Origin of the sequence: Nocardioides dongkuii (genome assembly GCF_014127485.1) — a bacterium.
GTDB lineage: Bacteria > Actinomycetota > Actinomycetes > Propionibacteriales > Nocardioidaceae > Nocardioides > Nocardioides dongkuii.
In genome coordinates, this window is sequence record NZ_CP059903.1 from 3,652,382 (window position 1) to 3,672,569 (window position 20,188).

Annotated in this window: 22 protein-coding genes; 11 read left to right on the forward strand and 11 right to left on the reverse strand. The window is 74.2% G+C overall.

The annotated features are described in order from the left end of the window. Positions 1-28 precede the first annotated feature (28 nt). Positions 29-793, reverse strand: coding sequence for an SDR family NAD(P)-dependent oxidoreductase (locus H4O22_RS17700; RefSeq protein WP_182527211.1), 765 nt, complete (start codon positions 791-793; stop codon positions 29-31). After that, positions 790-1,518 (reverse strand): SDR family NAD(P)-dependent oxidoreductase, encoded by a 729-nt coding sequence (locus H4O22_RS17705; protein ID WP_182524635.1) that lies wholly within the window; start codon positions 1,516-1,518, stop codon positions 790-792. The genes H4O22_RS17700 and H4O22_RS17705 overlap by 4 nt, the downstream gene beginning before the upstream one ends. Before the next feature lie 102 nt (positions 1,519-1,620). On the opposite strand from H4O22_RS17705, the gene H4O22_RS17710 reads away from it, so the two are divergent. Continuing rightward, positions 1,621-3,474, forward strand: a complete 1,854-nt coding sequence (locus tag H4O22_RS17710; protein ID WP_182524636.1) for a glycoside hydrolase family 13 protein — start codon at positions 1,621-1,623, stop codon at positions 3,472-3,474. 88 nt (positions 3,475-3,562) lie between these two features. Further along, on the forward strand, positions 3,563-4,093 hold the full coding sequence (locus H4O22_RS17715) for a tetratricopeptide repeat protein (RefSeq protein ID WP_182524637.1): 531 nt from the start codon (positions 3,563-3,565) through the stop codon (positions 4,091-4,093). Here the strand turns inward: H4O22_RS17715 and H4O22_RS17720 are convergent, their stop codons facing one another. Further along, positions 4,094-5,128 carry an LLM class flavin-dependent oxidoreductase gene (locus tag H4O22_RS17720; RefSeq protein WP_182524638.1) on the reverse strand — a complete coding sequence of 345 codons (1,035 nt, stop codon included), beginning with the start codon at positions 5,126-5,128 and terminating at the stop codon, positions 4,094-4,096. It abuts the gene before it with no gap. A gap of 71 nt (positions 5,129-5,199) precedes the next feature. Here H4O22_RS17720 and H4O22_RS17725 point away from each other — a divergent pair, with 71 nt between their 5' ends. Both H4O22_RS17725 and H4O22_RS17730 read left to right on the forward strand, forming a co-directional pair. Beyond that, positions 5,200-6,429 (forward strand): DUF4032 domain-containing protein, encoded by a 1,230-nt coding sequence (locus H4O22_RS17725; RefSeq protein WP_182524639.1) that lies wholly within the window; start codon positions 5,200-5,202, stop codon positions 6,427-6,429. A gap of 116 nt (positions 6,430-6,545) precedes the next feature. Beyond that, positions 6,546-7,001 carry a nuclear transport factor 2 family protein gene (locus H4O22_RS17730; RefSeq protein WP_182524640.1) on the forward strand — a complete coding sequence of 152 codons (456 nt, stop codon included), beginning with the start codon at positions 6,546-6,548 and terminating at the stop codon, positions 6,999-7,001. Between the two features lie 36 nt (positions 7,002-7,037). On the opposite strand, the gene H4O22_RS17735 is transcribed toward H4O22_RS17730, so the two are convergent. From H4O22_RS17735 to cysS, 3 genes are all read right to left on the reverse strand, one after another. Beyond that, positions 7,038-7,748, reverse strand: a complete 711-nt coding sequence (locus tag H4O22_RS17735) for an ABC transporter ATP-binding protein (protein ID WP_182524641.1) — start codon at positions 7,746-7,748, stop codon at positions 7,038-7,040. A gap of 88 nt (positions 7,749-7,836) precedes the next feature. Then, entirely contained in the window at positions 7,837-8,799 is a 963-nt protein-coding gene (rlmB, locus tag H4O22_RS17740) for a 23S rRNA (guanosine(2251)-2'-O)-methyltransferase RlmB (RefSeq protein WP_182524642.1), read from the reverse strand. Then, the gene (gene cysS / locus H4O22_RS17745; protein WP_182524643.1) at positions 8,799-10,193 is read right to left on the reverse strand and encodes a cysteine--tRNA ligase; all 1,395 of its coding nucleotides are present in this window, start codon (positions 10,191-10,193) and stop codon (positions 8,799-8,801) included. Before cysS ends, rlmB begins: the two co-directional genes overlap by 1 nt. 93 nt (positions 10,194-10,286) lie before the next feature. On the opposite strand from cysS, the gene H4O22_RS17750 reads away from it, so the two are divergent. After that, a complete protein-coding gene (locus H4O22_RS17750) occupies positions 10,287-11,549 on the forward strand; it encodes a peptidase C39 family protein (protein WP_182524644.1) in 1,263 nt (420 codons plus the stop codon). Positions 11,550-11,703: 154 nt separating this feature from the next. Here the strand turns inward: H4O22_RS17750 and H4O22_RS17755 are convergent, their stop codons facing one another. Beyond that, entirely contained in the window at positions 11,704-12,519 is an 816-nt protein-coding gene (locus H4O22_RS17755; protein WP_182524645.1) for an SDR family NAD(P)-dependent oxidoreductase, read from the reverse strand. Continuing rightward, positions 12,516-14,054, reverse strand: a complete 1,539-nt coding sequence (locus H4O22_RS17760) for a molybdopterin-dependent oxidoreductase (protein WP_244963013.1) — start codon at positions 14,052-14,054, stop codon at positions 12,516-12,518. Before H4O22_RS17760 ends, H4O22_RS17755 begins: the two co-directional genes overlap by 4 nt. Positions 14,055-14,087: 33 nt before the next feature. On the opposite strand from H4O22_RS17760, the gene ispF reads away from it, so the two are divergent. Together ispF and H4O22_RS17770 are read left to right on the forward strand one after the other, a co-directional pair. After that, on the forward strand, positions 14,088-14,588 hold the full coding sequence (ispF, locus tag H4O22_RS17765; protein WP_182524647.1) for a 2-C-methyl-D-erythritol 2,4-cyclodiphosphate synthase: 501 nt from the start codon (positions 14,088-14,090) through the stop codon (positions 14,586-14,588). After that, positions 14,585-15,520, forward strand: a complete 936-nt coding sequence (locus H4O22_RS17770) for an alpha/beta fold hydrolase (protein ID WP_182524648.1) — start codon at positions 14,585-14,587, stop codon at positions 15,518-15,520. The genes ispF and H4O22_RS17770 overlap by 4 nt, the downstream gene beginning before the upstream one ends. On the opposite strand, the gene nirD is transcribed toward H4O22_RS17770, so the two are convergent. Next, complete coding sequence (gene nirD / locus H4O22_RS17775) at positions 15,493-15,849, reverse strand: nitrite reductase small subunit NirD (RefSeq protein WP_182524649.1); 357 nt, start codon at positions 15,847-15,849, stop codon at positions 15,493-15,495. The genes H4O22_RS17770 and nirD overlap by 28 nt on opposite strands. 109 nt (positions 15,850-15,958) lie before the next feature. On the opposite strand from nirD, the gene H4O22_RS17780 reads away from it, so the two are divergent. Next, the gene (locus H4O22_RS17780) at positions 15,959-16,642 is read left to right on the forward strand and encodes an IspD/TarI family cytidylyltransferase (RefSeq protein ID WP_182524650.1); all 684 of its coding nucleotides are present in this window, start codon (positions 15,959-15,961) and stop codon (positions 16,640-16,642) included. 10 nt (positions 16,643-16,652) lie between these two features. Here the strand turns inward: H4O22_RS17780 and H4O22_RS17785 are convergent, their stop codons facing one another. Continuing rightward, positions 16,653-17,246, reverse strand: coding sequence for a 2-C-methyl-D-erythritol 4-phosphate cytidylyltransferase (locus H4O22_RS17785; RefSeq protein ID WP_182524651.1), 594 nt, complete (start codon positions 17,244-17,246; stop codon positions 16,653-16,655). Positions 17,247-17,328: 82 nt separating this feature from the next. Next, positions 17,329-17,814: a CarD family transcriptional regulator gene (locus H4O22_RS17790; RefSeq protein WP_182524652.1), complete on the reverse strand. Its 486-nt coding sequence runs from the start codon at positions 17,812-17,814 to the stop codon at positions 17,329-17,331. A 211-nt stretch (positions 17,815-18,025) separates the two neighbouring features. Here H4O22_RS17790 and H4O22_RS17795 point away from each other — a divergent pair, with 211 nt between their 5' ends. The 3 genes from H4O22_RS17795 to H4O22_RS17805 all read left to right on the forward strand — a co-directional run bounded on the left by H4O22_RS17795 (position 18,026) and on the right by H4O22_RS17805 (position 20,175). Further along, on the forward strand, positions 18,026-18,820 hold the full coding sequence (locus H4O22_RS17795) for a UbiA family prenyltransferase (RefSeq protein ID WP_182524653.1): 795 nt from the start codon (positions 18,026-18,028) through the stop codon (positions 18,818-18,820). Between the two features lie 102 nt (positions 18,821-18,922). Further along, positions 18,923-19,432 (forward strand): hypothetical protein, encoded by a 510-nt coding sequence (locus H4O22_RS17800; RefSeq protein ID WP_182524654.1) that lies wholly within the window; start codon positions 18,923-18,925, stop codon positions 19,430-19,432. Further along, positions 19,432-20,175, forward strand: coding sequence for a phosphoglyceromutase (locus H4O22_RS17805; protein WP_182524655.1), 744 nt, complete (start codon positions 19,432-19,434; stop codon positions 20,173-20,175). Before H4O22_RS17800 ends, H4O22_RS17805 begins: the two co-directional genes overlap by 1 nt. Positions 20,176-20,188: the final 13 nt, after the last annotated feature.

Below are 20,188 nucleotides of genomic sequence, written 5' to 3' on the forward strand. Positions count from 1 at the left end.
GGCCGGGCCATGCTAGTGGCCCCCCGGCTCAGCTGAAGAAGCTGCCGCCGCCGTCGACGCTCAGCGTCACGCCGGTGACGTAGGAGGAGTCGGGCCCGGCCAGGTAGACCGCGGCCCGGCCGACGTCGGTCTCGGCGTCGCCGACCCGGCGCAGGGACAGGGTCCGCACGACCTTCTCCAGCTCCTCGGGGTGCTCGTCGAAGTGCGAGCGCGCCCCGTCGCTGAGCACGAACGGCGCGAGGTTGTTGACGGTGATCCCGTGCCGGCCCCACTCGCGGGCCGCCACCCGGGTCAGGCCGCCGATCGCGGCCTTGGACGCGATGTACGCGCCGAACCCGGCCAGGCCCTGCGGCTCGGAGCCGGAGCGCAGGTTGATCACCCGGCCGCCGCCGTCGGTCTCGCGCAGGTGCGGGAAGCAGGCCCGCATGAAGTACAGCGTCGCCTTCGGGCCGGTGTCGAGGACCCGGTCGAGGTCGTCGTCGGTGGTCGCCTCGAACGGGCCCGCGCCGCGTGCGTCGATGGCGTTGTTGACCAGCACGTCGACGGTGCCGAACCGCTCCACCACCTCGGCCACGCACGCGTCCACCTGGGCGGAGTCGCGGATGTCGCAGCGCACCGCGAGCACCGCGGCGTACGACGACAGCTCGGCCGCCACGGTCTCGGCGGCCTCGGCGTCGATGTCGACGACCGCGACGTGCGCGCCCTCCTTGGCCAGTGCCCGGGCGATGCCGGCGCCGACGCCGCGGCCGGCGCCGGTGACGACCGCGATGCGGCCGTCCAGGACGCCGGTCAGCTCATCATCCCGTCGATGGCGAGCACCTCGCCGGTGACGAACCGGGCGCTCGGGGAGGCGAGGTAGCCGATCGCCTCCGCGACCTCCTGCGCCGGGATCGCGCCGGGCATCTGCATGAACAGCCGCTCGGCGATCCGCGGCTCGAGGTCGGTCGGGTAGCTCTCCGCCACGTGCGCCACCATCGGGGTGTCGATGGTGCCGGGGCACACCGCGTTCACCCGGATCCCGCGCGAGACCAGCTCGAGCGCGAGGTTCTTGGTCAGCTGCGTGAGCCCGCCCTTCGAGGCGCCGTACGCCGCGGCGTACGGCTGCGGCACGCGCCCGGCCACCGACGAGACGTTGACGACGCAGCCGGGCCCGACCTCGAGCAGCGGCAGCGCGGCCTGGGTGAGCAGGAACGGGCCCTTGAGGTTCACCGTCAGCACCCGGTCCAGCTCGGCCTCGCTGATCTTCTCGAACCGGCCGAACTGCACGATGCCCGCGACGTTGGCGAGCACGTCGATGCGGCCGTGCTGCCCGCAGACCTCGATCGCCGCGTCGACCGACGCCTTGTCGCCGACGTTGCACGCGACGTACGTCGTGCCGTCGGGGACGGTGGTGTTCACGTCGAGGCTGAAGACGGTCGCGCCGGCGTCGCGGAACATCGTGGCGGTCGCGTGGCCGACGCCGGACGCGGCGCCGGTGACGACGACGACGCGCGGCTGGTCGGTGGGGGTGCTGGTCATGCCGGGACGGTAGCAGCGGAACTAGAACCCGTTCTAGGTTTCCGGCGGCGCCACACGGCCCGGGACTTGGTGGTCCGAACGACGGCCCGCGACGCTGGTCCCATGACCGCCCAGCCCCCCGGCCACCTGCTGCACGAGCCGCACCACGACGGCTCGCCGACGTACCTCGAGCACGAGTCCCCCTCGCTCGGCTGGCCGGTCAAGGTCCGGGTCCGCACCTGGGCGGGCGACCCGGTCGAGTCGGTGTGGGTGCGCACGACGTACGACGCGGAGCCGACGTTCCACGCCTGCGGAGTCGTCTCGCACGAGGAGCACGCGGTCTGGTGGGAGGGCGAGCTGCCGGTGCACAACCCGGTGACCCACTACCGGTTCCTCCTCGCCGACGCCGACGGCAACCAGCGCTGGCTGACCGCCGCGGGCGTCGTGGAGCACGACGGGCCGGACACCTTCGACTTCCGGGTGACCGTCCACGAGCCCGCGCCGGACTGGGGGCGCGACGGCGTGGTCTACCAGGTCTTCCCGGACCGGTTCGCCCGCTCGGCCGCCGCCGACGAGCGCCCGGTGCCCGACTGGGCGGTCCCGGCGGAGTGGCACGACGAGGTGGTCTTCGAGGGCAGCGACCCGCACACGCCGCTGCAGTACTTCGGCGGCGACCTCGACGGCGTCGTCGAGCACCTCGACCACGTCGCGGCGACCGGCGCCACGATCCTCTACACGACGCCGGTCTTCCCCGGGGAGAGCAACCACCGCTACAACGCCTCGACGTTCGCCGGCGTGGACCCGCTGCTCGGCGGCGACGCGGCGTACGCCCGGCTCAGCAGCGCCGTGCACGAGCGCGGCTGGCGGCTGCTCGGCGACCTCACCACCAACCACACCGGCGACACCCACGAGTGGTTCGTGCAGGCGTCGGCGGACCCGGCGTCCCCGACGCGGAGCTGGTACTACTTCAACCACGACGGCAGCTACGAGTGCTGGCTCGGGCACGGCACGCTGCCGAAGCTCAACCTCGCCGACCCCTCGCTGCGCGCAGCGATGGTCGAGGGCCCCGACTCCGTCGTGGCGCGCTGGCTGCGGCCGCCGTACGACGTGGACGGGTGGCGCATCGACGTCGCGAACATGACCGGCCGCCTGGGCGCGATCGACGTCAACAACGACGTCGCGCAGGCGGTACGCCGGACCGCGGCCGCCGAGCGGCCCGACCCGCTGGTGATCGGCGAGCACAACCACGACGCGTCCGGCGACCTGGACGGCGACGGCTGGCACGGGACGATGAACTACTCGGGGTTCTCCTGGCCGGTGTGGTCGTGGCTGCGCGACCCCGAGTCGCCGGCGCGCTCCTTCGGCCGGCCGCTGCCGGTGCCCCGGCGGACCGGCCCGCTGGTGCACCGCACGCTGCGGGAGTGGCTGGCCCGCTACGGCTGGCTGGCCGCGTCGACCTCGTGGAACATCCTCGGCTCCCACGACAGCGCCCGGATCCGCACGGTCACCGGCTCCGGCGAGGTGCACCGGGTCGCGGCCGGGCTGCAGTTCACCCTCCCCGGCGTACCCATGATCTTCGCGGGCGACGAGATCGGCCTCGAGGGCGTGCTCGGCGAGGACTCGCGGCGCCCGATGCCGTGGGACCGCCCCGAGCTCTGGGACCGCGCCACCCTCGCGGCGTACGGCGCGCTCGCGGCCGCCCGCCGCGACCACGACGCGCTGCGCCGCGGCGGGCTGCGGTGGGCCCACGTCGACGACGACACGATGGTCTTCCTGCGCGAGCACCCCTCGGGCTCGGTGCTCGTCTGCGCCCGCCGCTCCGCCGGGCCCGCGCTCGACCTCCCCGCGGGTCCGCTGGGCCTCACCGACGGGTCGCTGCTGCTCGCCACCGAGGGTGACGGCCCCGACCTCCGGGACCGCCGCGGCGTCGTACGACTGCCTGCCGGCGGCCCGGGTCTCTGGATCTGGCGCCTCTGAGGGGGTGACTGGGACCCGGGGATCGCCTGAGAACATCAGGTCTCCCCGGTTCACCGGGGAGACCGCCCACTGAGGAGCAAGAACGACGATGACCCACGACGACCTCCGCGCGACCCTGGACGAGATCTTCGCTGCTCGAGATCGGGAGGACATGGCCCCCACCATCGAGGCGTTCACCCGGGTCCTGGAGCAGCACCCGAACGATCCGGCCGTGCTGTACGAGGTCGGCGGGGCGTACGACACCGACGGGCAGGAAGCGGTCGCGGCCGAGTACTACCGCCGAGCGATGGACGCCGGGCTCGAGGGCACGTGGCTGCGTCAGTGCTACCTGCAGTACGGCAGCACGCTGCGCAACCTGGGGCTCTTCGACGAGAGCCTCGCCCTGTTCGACGAGGGGATCCGGCGGTTCCCCGAGTCGGAGTCGCTGGTGCTGTTCAGGTCGCTGACGCTGCATGCGGCGGGGAGGCCGAGTGCTGCCCTCGGGTCCGTGCTCCAGCTGGTCGCCGACAAGTTCCGGACCGACGAGGTGCTCCGCTACGAGGCGGCGCTGCGCGGGAACGCCGCCTACCTGGAGTCGCTCGACGCGGATGCTCCGGCGGGTGCCGTGATCAGACGGTGATCAGGCAGCCGTCCGCGGCTTCCAGCCCAGCGCCGGAGCCACGTGCGTCGCGAAGCTCTCGAGCACGTGGGCGTTGTAGTCGACGCCGAGCTGGTTGGGCACGGTGAGCAGCAGGGTGTCGGCGGCGGCGATCGCCTCGTCCTCGGCCAGCTCGCGGACCAGCTGGTCGGGCTCGGCGGCGTACGTCCGGCCGAAGCGGGCCGGGCCGCCCTCGAGCATGCCGACCTGGTCACGGCTGCGCGACTCGGCACCGAAGTACGCCCGGTCCTCGTCGCTGACCAGCGGGAAGATGCTGCGGCTGACCGAGACGCGCGGCTCGCGGGCGTGGCCCGCGGCCTTCCAGGCGTCGCGGAACAGCTGGATCTGCTCGGCCTGCAGCTGGTGGAACGGCACGCCGGTGTCCTCGGTGAGCAGGGTGGAGCTCATCAGGTTCATCCCCTGCTCGGCCGTCCACTCCGCCGTACGCCGGGAGCCGGCGCCCCACCAGATGCGGTCGCGCAGCCCCTCGGAGAACGGCTCGACCCGCAGCAGCCCGGGCGGGTTCGGGAACATCGGTCGCGGGCTCGGCTCGGCGAACCCCTCGCCGCGCAGCACCTCGAGCAGCACCTCGGTGTGCCGCCGCGCCATGTCGGCGTGGTCGGTGCCCTCGGCGGGCTGGTAGCCGAAGTAGCGGAACCCGTCGACCACCTGCTCCGGTGACCCCCGGCTGATGCCGAGCTGCAGCCGGCCGCCGGAGATCAGGTCGGCCGCCCCGGCGTCCTCGGCCATGTAGAGCGGGTTCTCGTAGCGCATGTCGATGACGCCGGTGCCGATCTCGATCCGGCTGGTCCGGGCGCCCACCGCGGCGAGCAGCGGGAACGGCGAGGCGAGCTGGCGGGCGAAGTGGTGCACCCGGAAGTACGCCCCGTCCGCGCCGAGCTCCTCGGCCGCGACGGCCAGGTCGATCGACTGCAGCAGCGCGTCGGCGGCCGACCGGGTCTGCGACTGCGGCGACGGCGTCCAGTGACCGAAGGACAGGAACCCGAAGTTCTTCATGCCCAGCCAACGCCGGTTGAAGCGTCAATCTTCCCTGGCCGGACCCCGGCCCGGGTCCTAGGGTGGCGGGCATGCCGCTGCGCATCGTCGCCAGCCGGCCCGACCCGGCGATCGTCACCCTCCCGTGGTCCCTGCCGCTGGAGGAGTGGACCGACCAGCACGTCGTCCCGCTCCCCCGCGGGCTCTCCCGCCACGTCGTCCGGATCGTGCGCCTGGGCACCCGCACGTACGCGGTCAAGGAGACCGTGGCGGAGATCGCCTTCCGGGAGTACCGGCTGCTCCGCGACCTGCACCGCCTCGGGCTGCCCGCGGTGGCGCCGCAGGGGGTCGTGACCGGCCGCGTCGACGCCCACGGCGAGGAGCTGCCGGCGGCGCTGCTGACCCAGCACCTGCGGTTCTCGCTGCCCTACCGCAGCCTGTTCGCCCACGGGCTGAGCGCCGACAGCCTCCCGGCGCTCGTCGACGCGCTGGTCGTGCTGCTGGTCCGGCTGCACCTCGCCGACTTCTTCTGGGGCGACGTCTCGCTCTCCAACGTGCTGTTCCGCCGCAACGCCGGCGGCTTCGCGGCGTACCTCGTCGACGCCGAGACCGGCGAGCTGCGCTCCACGCTGTCGCGGCAGATGCGCGAGTACGACCTCACCATCGCCACCGAGAACGTCTTCGCCGAGCTCCTCGACCTCCAGGCCAGCCGCTCCCTCGACGCCAACGTGGAGCCGCACGACATCATCGCGTTGATCCAGGAGCGGTACGCCGCGCTCTGGGCCGAGCTCACCGACGTCGAGGAGTTCCACACCGGGGAGATGTGGCGCATCGAGCAGCGCATCGAGCGGCTCAACGACCTCGGCTTCGACGTCGACGAGCTCGACATCATCACCGACTTCGACGGCGACCGGGTCCGCATCCAGCCCAAGGTCGTCGAGCTCGGACACCACCGCCGCGAGCTGCAGGCCCTGACCGGGCTGGACGTGGAGGACGCGCAGGCCCGCCGGCTGCTCAACGACATCGCCGCGTTCACCGCGCACCACGACCTGGGCCGCGAGGACCGCAACCTGGTCGCCTACCGCTGGCTGGTCGACGTCTACGAGCCGCTGGTGGAGATGATCCCGGACGACCTGCGCGGCAAGCTGGAGCCGGCCGAGTTCTTCCACGAGGTGCTGGTGCACCGCTGGTACCTCTCCGAGCGCGCCGGCCGCGAGGTCGACATCCGCGAGACCGCCGCCGACTACATCGCCAACGTGCTCGTCACCAAGCCCGACGAGGTGGTCACCGCCGAGTCCGCGGAGGCGGTCGGGGACGTCTGAGGCGGGGGGACGATTCACCGGTCGACCGGTGAATCCTCCGCTTGACCGACGAAGCTCCATCGGTCAAGCGGAAGGTTCGTCGGTCAGGTGCGGCGTCCGTCCCTAGGCTGCGTCCCGTGGCCGACAGCGCGCGCGAGATCGAGAACCTGCTCTACCTCTACGCCGAGCGCATCGACGCGGGCGACTTCGACGGGGTCGCCGACCTGTTCGCCCACGGCCGCATCCACGGCCAGGAGGGCGGTCCGCCGGGCGCGGTTTTCGAGGGGCGCGACGCCGTACGCCGCCTGTACGGCGCCACCACGCGCCGCCACGACGACGGCACCCCCCGGACCCACCACGCCGTCACCAACGCCCGCATCGACGTCGACGAGGACGCCGGCACCGCGACCTGCTCCTCGCGCTACCTCGTCGCGCAGGCGACGCCCGAGCTGCCGCTCCAGGTGATCGTCACCGGCCGCTACCGCGACACCTTCCACCGGCTCGAGGGCCGCTGGTGGTTCGACACCCGCACGATGTACGTCGACCTGGTCGGCGACCTCTCCCACCACCTGCCGCCCGGCCTGCCCCTCTGACCGCCCCGGACGCGACCGGCATCGGGGCCCTCGGGATCACGGAGACTCGGCGGCCGCCGGGTCCGAGCGGACCAGCGACGGGGCGCCGGAGGCGATGACCGACCCGGACTCGAGGACGTGGACGTCGTCGCAGACGCCCGTCACCCGGTCCAGGTCCTGCTCGGCGAGGAGGATCCCGCGGCCCTCGGCGGCGAGCTCCCGGAGCAGGTCGCCGAGCGCGCGGGTCTCGATCTCGTCGAGGCCCGAGGACGGCTCGTCGAGGAGCAGCAGCCGGGGGTTGCCGGCGAGGCAGCGCGCGAGCTCCAGCAGCCGGGCGGTGCCGGTGGGGATCGAGTCGGCCCGCTCCTGGGCGTAGGACAGGATGCCGACCCGCTCGAGCAGCGCGTCGACGTTCGCGGCCGCGGGCCGCACCCACCCGACGAGGCCGCGGTGGAGGTCGACGGCGACGCGGACGTTCTCGCGGACCGAGAGGGCGCCGAACGCCTCGAGCCGCTGGACCGCGCGGCCCATCCCGCGCCCGGCGCGGCGGTGCGCCGGCAGCCGGGTGACGTTGCGCCCGTCGAAGCGCACCCGCCCCGTCACCGGGCGCTGGAGCCCGCTGATCACGTTGAAGCAGGTGGTCTTGCCGGCGCCGGCCGGCCCGATCAGGCCGGTGACCCGGCCCGACTGCGCCGCGAAGGTGGCGTGGTCGACCGCCGCGACCCCTGCGAACTGCACGACGACGTCGTCGACCTCAAGGAGCGACATGAGCGGCACCTGCCTCGGGTCGGTGAGCGGGACACACTCCTCCAACGAGGCACGCCGACGAAGGTGACGCAGCCCACAGGTGACGCGGTCAGCGGCGGGCGCGGGCCTCCGCGATCGCGTACAGGGTGACGCTGGCGGCGACGCCGGCGTTGAGCGACTCCACCTGGTTGACCATCGGGATCGAGACGAGCTGGTCACAGGTCTCGGCGACCAGGCGGGAGAGCCCGCCGCCCTCGGCGCCGACCACCAGCACGATCGGGCCGTCGGCGAGGCCCTCGGGCGAGACGAGCTCGGGCAGGGTGACGTCGCCGTCGGCGTCCAGCCCGACGACCATGCAGCCCGCCTCCTGGTAGGCCTTGAGCTGGCGGACCAGGTTGACCGTGCGGGCGACCGGGGTGCGGGCCGCGGCGCCGGCGCTGGTCTTCCAGGCCGACGCGGTCATGCTCGCCGCGCGCCGCTCGGGGATGAGGACGCCGTGCGCGCCGAACCCGGCCGCGCTGCGCACGATCGCGCCGAGGTTGCGGGGGTCGGTGACCTGGTCGAGGGCGACGATCAGGGGCGGCTCCTCCTGGGCAGCCGCAGCGTCGAGGAGGTCGTCGGGGTGGGCGTACTCGTACGCCGGGACGCGCGCCGCGAGTCCCTGGTGCACGGCGCCGCTGGTCATCCGGTCCAGCTCGCCGCGGCCGACCTCGAGGAGGCTGACGCCGCGCTCGGCCGCCAGCGCGAACGCCTCGCGCAGGCGGGCGTCGCGCTCGGCGCCCTCCGCGACGTACAGGCCGCTGACCGGCACGCCCTCGCGCAGCGCCTCGACCACCGGGTTGCGGCCGGCGATCCACTCCGCGTCGCCGCCGGTGCTGCGGCGCCGGGGCCGCGCCGGTGCGGACTTGTCGGACTTCTTCGCGGCCTTGTACGCCTGGTGGTAGGGCCGGTCCGTGGCCTTCGGCGTCGGGCCGCGGCCCTCGAGGCCGCGCTTGACCCGGCCGCCGGACCCGGCGGTCGGCTTCTTGGCGGTCTTGCGGATGGCGCCCTTGCGGCTGGAGTTGCCTGGCATCAGATCAGTGTCCACTTCGGTCCGTCGGGGGTGTCCTCGACCTCGATGCCGGCGGCCTTGATCCGGTCCCGGATCGCGTCGGCAGTGGCGAAGTCCTTGGCGGCGCGCGCCTGCGCGCGCTGCTCGAGGAGGCCGGCGACGAGGGCGTCGACGGCACTGGTGAGCTTGTCGTCGTCGCCCGGCGCTGCGCCCCACGCGGGGTCGGCCGGGTGCAGCCCGAGCACGTCGAGCATGGCGAGCACGCCCGCGGCCACGGCCCGCGCGCCCGCGTCGTCGCCGGCGCCGAGCAGTCGGTTGCCCTCGCGCACCGCGTCGTGCAGGACCGCGACGGCAGCGGGGGTCGAGAGGTCGTCGTCCATCGCCTCGGCGAACGCCGCCGGCACCTCGCCGGTGGCGGTCGCGCCGGCACGCCCGAGGAAGCCCTCGATCCGGCGGAAGCCCTGCGCGGCCTCGTCGAGCGCCTCGAAGCTGAACTCGACGTGGCTGCGGTAGTGGCTCGCGACCAGGTAGAACCGCAGCTCGATCCCGCGCACCCGCTTGAGCACCTCGGGGATGAGCAGCGAGTTGCCGAGCGACTTGCTCATCTTCTCGCCGGCGGTGGTGATCCAGGCGTTGTGGAACCAGTACGACGCGAACGGGTGCCCCGCGGCGCGCGACTGGGCCTGCTCGTTCTCGTGGTGGGGGAAGCGCAGGTCGACGCCGCCGCCGTGGATGTCGAACGCCGGGCCGAGGTACTTGCCGGCCATCGCCGAGCACTCGATGTGCCAGCCCGGGCGGCCCGGGCCCCAGGGGCTCGGCCAGGACGCGGTCTCCGGCTCGGCGGGCTTGCGGCCCTTCCAGAGCGCGAAGTCGCGCGGGTCGCGCTTGCCGCGCGGGTCGGCGTCCTCGGCGGCCTCCATGTCGTCGAGGCGCTGCCGCGTCAGCTCGCCGTACGCCGGCCAGCTGCGGACGTCGAAGTACACGTCGCCGGAGCCGTCCGCGGCGGCGTACGCGTGCCCGCGCTCGATGAGCACCTCGATCATCGAGAGCATCTCCGGCACGTGGCCGGTGGCCAGCGGCTCGTACGTCGGCGGCGCGACGTTGATGGCGGCGTACGCCGCGTCGAGCTCGCGCTTCATGTCGTAGGCGAGGTTGTACCAGGGGCGGCCCTGCTCGGCGGCCTTCGCGATGATCTTGTCGTCGATGTCGGTGACGTTGCGGATGAACGTGACCTCGTAGCCGGACCGGCGCAGCCAGCGCTGCAGCACGTCGAAGCCGACCGCGCTGCGCACGTGACCGACGTGCGGCTCCGACTGCACGGTGAGGCCGCAGAGGTAGAGACCCGCCTTCCCCTCCTCGAGGGGGACGAAGTCGCGCACCTCGCGCGTCGCGGTGTCATAGAGCCGGAAGGTCACCCCCCGAGTCTAGAAGTTCCCCGGCGCTGCGGCGGCATCGCGGGATCGTGTGACTCATGGGACAGGAGTGACTCGTCGGCGTACCGTGGCCGGGTGCGTCTCCCCCTCGCCGTCCTCGCGACCTCCGTGGCCGTCCTCGCCCCGCTCGCCGCGGTCCCGCCCGCGGGTGCGGCCGACGCCTCCTCGGCGCCCCGGGCCGCCGCTCGCACGGTCGCCCACGCCGACTGGGACACCGGGGCCGAGCTGCGCGCCGGCACGACGAAGGGCACGAAGGTCGCTCGCGGCCGGGTGGTGCTGACCGACCCGGTCGCCGCCCGCCGCGTCGGCGGCACCCGGTACGACGCGGGCCGCTGGACCTCGCCCTGGACGACCCCCGGCTTCGGGCTCACCGAGCTGATCCCGTCGTGGGAGGCGACCACCCCGCGCGACTCCTGGATCGAGGTGCGGGTGCGCGGCCGCGCCGCGGACGGCACCCGCTCGAGCTGGGACGTGATGGGCCGCTGGGCGTCCGGCGACAAGCACGTCGAGCGGACCTCCGTCTCGGGCCAGGACGACGACCTCGCGCGGGTCAACGTGGACACCTGGGACGTCGCGGCCGCCGCCGGCCTGACCTCCTGGCAGCTCCAGGTCACCCTGTTCCGCCGCGCCGGCGCGACCAGCAATGCCCCGTCGCTCGACGCCGCCGGGGCGGTCGCCTCGCGGCTCCCGGGGACGGACGCGCCGACCTCCCGGCCGGGCCCCGGCCGCGGCATCGTCCTCGACGTGCCGCGCGCCTCGCAGATGGTCCACGACGGCGACTACACCCGCTGGGGCGGTGGCGGGGAGGCCTGGTGCTCACCGACCGCCACCTCGATGGTGCTGGGCTACTACGACGCGCTGCCCCGGCCCGCGGCGTACTCCTGGGTGCCGCGCGGGCACGTCGACCCGTACGTCGACCACGCCGCCCGGATGACCTACGACCACGCGTACGACGGCACCGGCAACTGGCCGTTCAACACCGCGTACGCCGCCCCGCTCGCGGGCCACGCCCTCGTCACCCGGCTCGCGTCGCTGCGCCAGGCGGAGAAGCTGGTCGCGGCGGGCATCCCCGTCGTCGCCTCGATCTCGTTCGGCGCCGGCGAGCTCCGGGGCGCGCCGATCTCCGCCACCAACGGCCACCTGCTGGTGATCGTCGGGTTCACCGACTCCGGCGACGTCGTCGTCAACGACCCGGCCGCCTCGAGCCGCGCCGGCGTACGCCGCACCTACGACCGCGGCCAGTTCGAGGACGCCTGGCTGCCCACCTCGGGCGGGCTCGTCTACGTCATCCGGGACGACGCGCACCCGCTGCCGAAGGGCTCGCGCGGCGCCTGGTGAGGCCCCCGGCGTCAGCCATGGGGTGACGAAGCCCCCGCACGCCGAGTCGGCGCTTGTGTCCGCCTGCTCCGCCCGGGTTGGTCTCGCCGCGCCCGCCGAGACCCCGAACACCAGCGCCGACTCGGCGTTCTTGGCCTCGCCCGCACGGACGCGGTCAGACCCCGTAGCCGCCGTCGACGTCCAGCTTCTGGCCCGAGATGAAGCCGGCGCGCGGCGAGGCGAGGAAGCACACGGCCTCGGCGACGTCGGTGGCGTTGCCGAAGCGGCGCATCGGGATGTTGCGCCGGGTGATGGCGAGGGCCTCCTCGGACAGCTCGCCGTCCTCGATCAGGCGCGCGGCCATGCCGTCGGTGAGCATGCCGGGGCCGACGGCGTTCACGCGGACGCCGTACCGCCCCTCCTCCGCGGCGAGCGCGCGCACCATCGCCTCGACCGCCGCCTTGGGGGCCGATGAGAGCCCGTCGCGCACGGGGTATCGGGCGGTGGCCGCGGTGGTCACCGCCACCACCGAGCCCTCGGTACGGTGCAGGTGCGGCAGCGCGGGCTGGACGACGGCGAAGAACCCGGCGGCGTCGGCGGCGAGCTGCGCGGCCATCTGCGCCGGCGCCACCGCGGACAGGTGGGTCATCGGCACGTGCGGGCCGGCGGCGTACACCACCGTGTGCAGCCCCCCGTGGTCGGCGGCGGCCCGGTCCACGACCGTGGCGGCCTCGTCGGCCGACCCCAGGTCGAGGGGGTACGCCGTGGCGGCGACGCCGTGCTCGCGGGCTGCGGCTGCCGCCGCCTCCCCCGCCTCCGGGCGGGACCGGTAGGTGAGCGCGACCGCGGCGCCGCGGCTCGCGAGCATCCGCACGATCGCGAGCCCCAGCCCGCCGCTGCCGCCGACGACCAGCGCGGCGCCGGGGCGGCCGCCGAAGTCGGCACCGAAGCCGGCACCGAGGCCGGCACCGAGGCCGGAGGGATCCGTCATCCGTCGCTCACCGAGACCTCCACCTCGTGCCACCCCGTCGCGCCGTCGGGGACCGTCTCGCTCACGGCGCCGGTCTGCACGGCGCCGTCCAGGTCGGTGGCCCGCACCCGCAGCACGTGGTCGCCGGGCTCGAGCGTGGTGGTGAGCGCCCACTGCACCCAGGTGTCGACGCTGGGGGTGCGGGCCAGCTCGGTCCGCTGCCACGCGCCGCCGTCGACGGAGACCTCGACGGACTCGATGCCGGTGTGCTGCGCCCAGGCGACGCCGGCGATCCGGACCTCGCCGGCCTCCAGGTCGTCGCCGGAGCGGGGGACGTCGATGCGCGAGGACATCTTGACCGGCCCGAGCTCCGCCCAGCCCTTGGTCGTCCAGAACGCCTCGAAGTCCTCGAAGCGGGTGACCTCGAGGTCCACGACCCACTTGGTCGCCGAGACGTAGCCGTACAGCCCGGGCACGACCGTGCGCACCGGGAAGCCGTGGTCGATCGGCAGCGGCCGCCCGTTCATCGCGACGGCGAGCAGCGCGTTGCGGTCGTCGGTGAGCGCCGCGAGCGGGGTGCCGCAGGTCCACCCGTCGTCGGAGGTCTGCTTGACGGCGTCGGCGCCCTCCTGGACGCCGGCCTCGGCGAGCAGGTCCGCGACCCGGACGCCGCTCCACCAGGCGTTGCCGATCAGGTCGCCGCCCACCTCGTTCGAGACGCACGCGAGCGTCACCCAGGCCTCGGTGAACTCCCGCTCCACGAGGTCGGCGTAGCTCAGCACCAGCTCGCGGTCGACCATCCCGTGCACCCGCAGCGACCAGTCCTTGGGCTCGATGACGGGGACGCCGATGCCCGCGTGGATCTGGTAGAAGTCGTCGGTCGGCGTCATCCACGGCGACACGCCCTCGACGCCGACGCGCGCCGCGGGGGGCACCCGCGGCGCGGTCACCCCGGTGAGCTTGAGCAGTCCGCGGGCCTGCTCGACCCGGCGCCGGCCGCTGCCGACCACCCGCCCGACGGCGCCCACGACCACCGCCGCCCCGGCGACCAGCCCGGCGCGGACGAGGAAGACGCGGCGGGTGTGCGCGAGGCTCTCGTCGCGTCCGGCCGCCCCCTGCTCGGGGCGGGCCCGCCGCAGCGGCTCCGTGAGCAGCGAGAGGCAGACCAGCCAGGTCACCAGGCCGGCGGCGACCGGGACGAAGTCGACCGGCTGCTGGTTGCGCTGGGCGACCACGGCCGCGGCGCCGATCGCCGCGAGCACCGCGAACACCACGGCCGGCGCCCACCAGCTGCGGCGCGCGAGCCGCCCGGCCCACGCGAACAGCCCCGCGAGCACCAGCACGATGACCAGCACCAGCACCGGCTTGTCGAAGGCGCCGAGGTAGTCGATGGCCCGGTCGACCAGCGGGCCCGGCAGGTGCTGGATGACGACCTCGGCGACGGCGACGACCGGCGACTCGCGCACGGTGAGCGCCATCGCGACGGCGTAGCTGGTCGCCAGTCCGGCCAGCCCCGCCGCGAGGCCGGCGAGCGACCACGGGCGCGAGGTCTCCACACCCCCGATCATGACGCACGGCATGATCAGCGCGTGCCCACCCCTCCCGCCGCACCCGTCCCCTTCCGCACCGGCATCGGCACCGACGTGCACCGCCTGGTCGACGGCGTACCGATGCACCTGGCCGGGCTCGCCTGGCCCGACGAGCCCCAGGGTCTCGAGGGGCACTCCGACGCCGATGTCGCCGCCCACGCCGCCTGCGATGCGCTCCTCGCCGCGGCCGGCCTCGGCGACCTCGGCTCGAACTTCGGTACGTCGGACCCCGCGTGGGCGGGTGCGTCCGGGGCCAGCCTGCTCGCCGAGACCGCGCGCCGCGTCCGCGAGGCCGGGTACGCCGTGGGCAACGTCGCCGTCCAGGTGATCGGCAACCGCCCGCGGCTCGGCGCCCGTCGCGCCGAGGCCGAGGCCGCGCTCTCCGAGGCGGTCGGCGCGCCGGTCTCGGTCTCCGCCACCACCACCGACGGGCTCGGGCTCACCGGCCGCGGCGAGGGTGTCGCGGCGATCGCGACGGCCCTGGTGGCGGTGCCGGCGTGAGGACCTCCGACGGCCTCGAGCTGCACGTCACGACGTACGGCGCCGAGGACGCCCCGGTCGCCGTCGTCCTCGCCCACTGCTGGACCGCCGACGAGGAGGACTGGCACTACCAGGTGCGCGACCTGCTCGCCCGGTTCGGCCACGGCGTCCGGATCCTCACCTGGGACCACCGCGGCCACGGGCGCTCGGAGCGGGCGCCGGAGGCCGCCTGCACGATCGAGCACCTCGCCCGCGACCTCGGCGAGGTCGTCGACCGGTACGCCCCGCACGGCCGGCTGGTGCTGGCCGGGCACTCGATCGGCGGGATGACGCTGATGGCGCTGCCGGAGGTGCGCCCCGACCTCGTCGAGCGGACCGCGGGGCTGCTGTTCGTCGCCACCTCCTCCGGGCGGCTGGGCACGGTCACCCTCGGGCTGCCGGAGCTCGGCTCCCCGCTGCGCCGCACGCTCCCGTACGTCCTGGCCGCCCGCGCCAAGGTGCTCACCCGTGCCGAGCGGCGCCGCTCCCCCGGCATCGAGCGCTGGGTGGTCAACCGGTTCCTGTTCGGGGCGCCGATGCGGCTGCGCGACGCGGGCGTGGTCGTGGACCAGCTGACCGCCTGCGGGCCGGCGACCATGGCCGGGTTCTACCGCGACTTCCAGCAGCACGAGCGCACCGACGGGCTCGCGGCGTACGACGACGTCCCGACGCGGGTGCTCGTCGGCGAGGCCGACCTGCTCACCCCGCCCGAGCACGCCCGCCGCCTCGCCGCCGCCATCCGCGGCGCGCGGCTGCTGGTCGTCCCCGGCGCCGGACACATGCTGACGCTGGAGCGCGACACGTTCGTGTCCGGCCACCTGGTCGAGCTGGTCGAGGGCGCGCTCGAGAGCCCCGACGGGACTGAGCGGACCGAGCGGATCGAGCCTCAGGCGGCGTCGTCGGCCTTGCGGTGACCGACCAGCACCACGCCGTCGACCACCTTGACGTCGTACGTCGGCACGGAGACGTGCGCGTCCTCCAGGCACCGGCCGCTGCGCAGGTCGAAGGCGTGCCGGTGCGCCGGGGAGGCCACGAACGGCACCTCGTCGCGCCGGCCGACGATCCCGCGGGCGATCACCGAGGCACGGTCGAACGGGTCGTGGTTGCCCAGCGCGTAGACGTGGTCGTCGGCGGTGCGGAACAGCGCGACCGCCTGGCCGTGCACGAGCGCGGCGGCGCCCCGGTCGACCTCGAGCTCGGCGACCCGGCAGACCGGGTGCCACTCGTCCACGCTGCGCGCCATCACGCTCCTCTCCGCGCGGACGACGCTAGGTCCGGCGTGTTCGGGTGCTGTTTCGGCGTGTAACAGCCGTGAAAACGATCGGCCCGGACCGGCGGGTAGCCTGCCCGCCGTGCCCACCGCCGTCGTCGTCCTCGCCGCGGGCTCGGGGTCCCGGGTCGGCGCGGACCGCAACAAGGTCCTGCTCCCGCTCCGCGACCGGCCGGTGCTGGCCTGGTCGGTGCGCGACGTGCTCGCGCTGCCCGACGTACGCCGGGTGGTGCTGGTGGTCCGGCCGGGCGAGGCGGAGGCGGTGGGCGAGGCGGTCGCGCCGTACCTCGGAGAGCGGGAGGTGCACCTCGTCGAGGGCGGACCGACCCGGCACGCCTCGGAGTGGCAGGCGCTGCGCACCCTCGCCGGGGACGTCGACGCGGGGACGGTCGACCTGGTCGCGATCCACGACGGCGCGCGCCCGCTGGCCGGCGTACGACTGTGGGAGGCGGTGCTCGACGCCGCCCGCGAGCACGGCGGGGCGATCCCGGTCGCGCCGCTGACCGGCCTGCTGACCACCGGGCTGAACCGGGTGCCCGGCGAGCTGGCCGGCGTGCAGACCCCGCAGGCGTTCGCGGCACGCGAGGTGCTCGCGGCGTACCGCGCGGCGGACGCCGACGGCTTCGAGGCGACCGACACGGCCGGCTGCCTGGCGCGGTACGCCGACCTCCGGATCGCCGCGGTGCGCAGCGGGCCGGGCAACCTCAAGGTCACCTTCCCCGAGGACCTCGGGCTCGCCGAGGCGCTGGCCCCCGCCGCGCCGTAGTCCCCCGGACTCAGCCGCCGCCGGGCGAGGTGAGCGCCTCCAGCACGCGGACGTCGTCGACGGTCGCGACCCGGCGGCCCTCCGGGGGCGCCTCGCGGGTGCGCACCGGGAACCGCTCCGCCAGGGTCGCCACCAGCTCGGCGAAGTCGGTGCTCGGCAGCCGGTCGAGCGCGGCCAGCACCGACGGCGGCAGCACCACCGGGGAGGTGACGCCGAGCAGCCCGGCGCGGTCGACGGTCTCGCCGACCAGGCCACCCTCGACGTGCTTGACGGTGTCGGTGACCGGGCGTACGCCGACGACCACCTCGTCGTGCTCGACCGCCTCGGCGACGCAGGCCGCGAGGAACGCCGGCGGCGTCATCGGGCACAGCGCGTCGTGGAGCACGAACGGCTCCTCCGCCTCGACCAGTCCGGCCCACGCCGTACCGAGGTCGACGGGGGTGACGCCCGACTGGCCGAGTGCCCAGCTCGCGCACGCCACCAGCGCCTCGCCGTGCAGCAGCGCGAACGGAAGCGACCCGCGGTCCTCCTCGACCACCGCGCCCAGCGCGGGGATCTCGGGGCCGTCCGGGTCGTCCAGGACGTCGTACGGATCGGTCGTCATCGCGACCCGAGCGTATGACGTCCGGAGCCCGGAGACGCCGCGAGGCCCCCCGGATCTCTCCGGGGGGCCTCGTCGGGTCGGGTCAGGAGGCGAGCACCTCGTCGAGGATGGCCTCGGCCTTGTCCTCGTTGGTCTTCTCGGCGAGCGCGAGCTCGGAGACCAGGATCTGGCGGGCCTTGGCGAGCATCCGCTTCTCACCGGCGGACAGGCCGCGGTCACGCTCGCGGCGCCACAGGTCGCGGACGACCTCGGCGACCTTCATGACGTCGCCACTGTGCAGCTTCTCCAGGTTGGCCTTGTAGCGGCGCGACCAGTTCGTGGGCTCCTCGACGTGCGCGGCACGCAGCACGTCGAACACGCGGTCGAGGCCGGCCTTGTCGACGACGTCGCGCACCCCCACCAGGTCCAGGTTGCAGGCCGGGACGCGTACGACCAGGTCCTGCTGGGCGACGATCCGCAGGACGAGGTACTGCCGGTCCTCTCCCTTGATGGTCCGCATCTCGATGTCCTCGATGACAGCGGCCCCGTGATTCGGGTAAACAACCGTTTCGCCGACGGTGAAAGTCATATGTCAGGTTCCCCTTCCTAGGGGGCCAGCCTACCACGCTTCCCGGGTACTCCGGTCCCTGTTTCCGCAGGTCAGGGCCGCATTCGGGTCTTGACAGACCCCGGGGGGCCGTGCTGGAGGCGGTCCTCCCGACCCCGCTCCGAGACGGAAAACCGCAGGTCGAACCGGGTGTTCGGGCCACTGGCGCGGTGTCGTGGTCGATACTGCAGGAATGCCGACCGAGCCCCTCAGCGAGCCCGCCAGCCCGCCGGTCCCCGCGTCCGCGACCTCCCCGGAGGAGGAGCAGCGCCGGAGGTTCTCGGTGCGCGACCTGACGCCGCTGCTGCTGATCCGCGCCGCACACCCGCGCCAGGCCGTGCTGACCGCGGTCGGCGTCGCCGCGGTCGCGGCCCTCGCCGGCCGCCCCACCCGCGAGGTCCTGGTGGTGCTGGCGGCCGTCCTGGTCGGCCAGGTCGTCCTCGGCTGGCACAACGACCTCGTCGACAGCGACCGGGATCGGCGCCACGACCTGCCGGGCAAGCCGATCGCCCAGGGCCGCCTCGACCCGGGCACGACGTGGTTCGCGCTGTCCTGCGCGGTGCTCGTGCTGGTGCCGCTCTCCATCGCCACCGGCGTCACCGCCGGCTGCCTCTACCTGGGCTCGGTCCTCATCGGCGCGCTCGGCAACGTGGTGCTGCGGCAGGGACTGCTCTCCTGGGTGCCGTGGGCCCTCTCCTTCGCCCTCTACCCGGCGTACCTCTCCTACGGCGGCTGGGGCGGGGAGGCCACCGGCGCACCCCCGGAGGTGCTGGTCGTCGTGCTCGCGGCGCTGCTCGGGGTCGGCGTCCACGTGCTGCGCGCGCTGTGGGGCCTGGTGCCCGACCACGCCGACGGGTGGACCTACCTGCCGCTGCGTCTCGGGCTGCGCCTCGGCGCCAGCCGGCTGCTCGTCGTGGCGTCGGTCTACACCGCGCTGGTCGTCGTCGGGCTCGCCGTCGCCGGCACCCGCGTCGGGCTCTCGCAGTAGCCCCGCCGGGCCGCCCTCCCGAGCCCGGGAGGGGACGTCGGCGCCCGGCGTACGGACGCTAGGCTGTCGCCGTTCGTGCCGCCCGACCGTGAAGGCCACCAGATGCCGCTCCGCCGCAAGATCGCGCTCGCCGTGTGTGCCGCGACGATCACCGCACCTCTCCTGACCTCGTGCGGCTTCGACGACTACGCCACCGACCAGCCCTACACGGCCGCGTCCGGCCCCAACAGCTACGAGGGGACCGTCGACGTCCTCAGCACCGTCATCGTGGCCGCCCGCCCGGGCAGCGGCACCCTCGCCGGCGGCCTGGCCAACACCGCGCCCGAGCCGAGCACGTTCACCGCCCTCAGCGGCGACGGGCTGACCGTCGACCTGGAGCCCGTGGAGATCCCGGCCGAGGGCTACGTCGCCCTCGCCGAGGAGGACATCCACGTGACCGGCGACTTCGAGGCCGGCGATGTGCTGGAGATGACCGCCGAGATCGGCCGTGACCGGGTCGACCTCGAGGTCGTCGTGGTCACCAACTGCGACGAGTTCGAGGGCTTCGACACCTCGGAGTCGACCTCCGGCGAGGAGTACGACTGCGAGTACGCCCACAGCGAGGGACACTGATGACCGCGACGCTGGTCCTGCTCCGCCACGGCGAGAGCGAGTGGAACGCCAAGAACCTCTTCACCGGCTGGGTCGACGTCGACCTCACCGAGAAGGGCCGCGCCGAGGCCAAGCACGGCGGCGTGCTGATGAAGGAGGCCGGCCTCCTCCCCGACATCGTGCACACCTCGCTGCAGCGGCGCGCGATCAGCACCGCCTGCATCTCCCTCGACGCCGCCGACCGGCACTGGATCCCGGTCAAGCGGTCCTGGCGGCTCAACGAGCGCCACTACGGCGCGCTGCAGGGCAAGGACAAGAAGCAGACGAAGGAGGAGTACGGCGAGGAGCAGTTCATGCTCTGGCGCCGGTCCTTCGACGTGCCCCCGCCGCCGCTCGCCGACGACGACGAGTACTCCCAGGCCGGGCTCCCGCAGTACGCCGACCTCGGTGAGGAGCTGCCGCGCACCGAGTGCCTCAAGGACGTCATCGAGCGCTTCCTGCCGTACTGGGAGTCCGACATCGTCCCCGACCTGCGCTCCGGCCAGGTGGTCCTGGTGGCCGCCCACGGCAACAGCCTGCGCGCGCTGGTCAAGCACCTCGACGGCATCAGCGACACCGACATCGCCGGCCTCAACATCCCCACCGGCATGCCGCTGCTCTACCGCCTCGACGACGACCTGCGGCCCACCGTCCCCGGTGGGGAGTACCTCGACCCCGAGGCGGCCGCCGCCGCCGCGGCCGCGGTCGCCAACCAGGGTCGCTGAGCAGGAGCGAGCG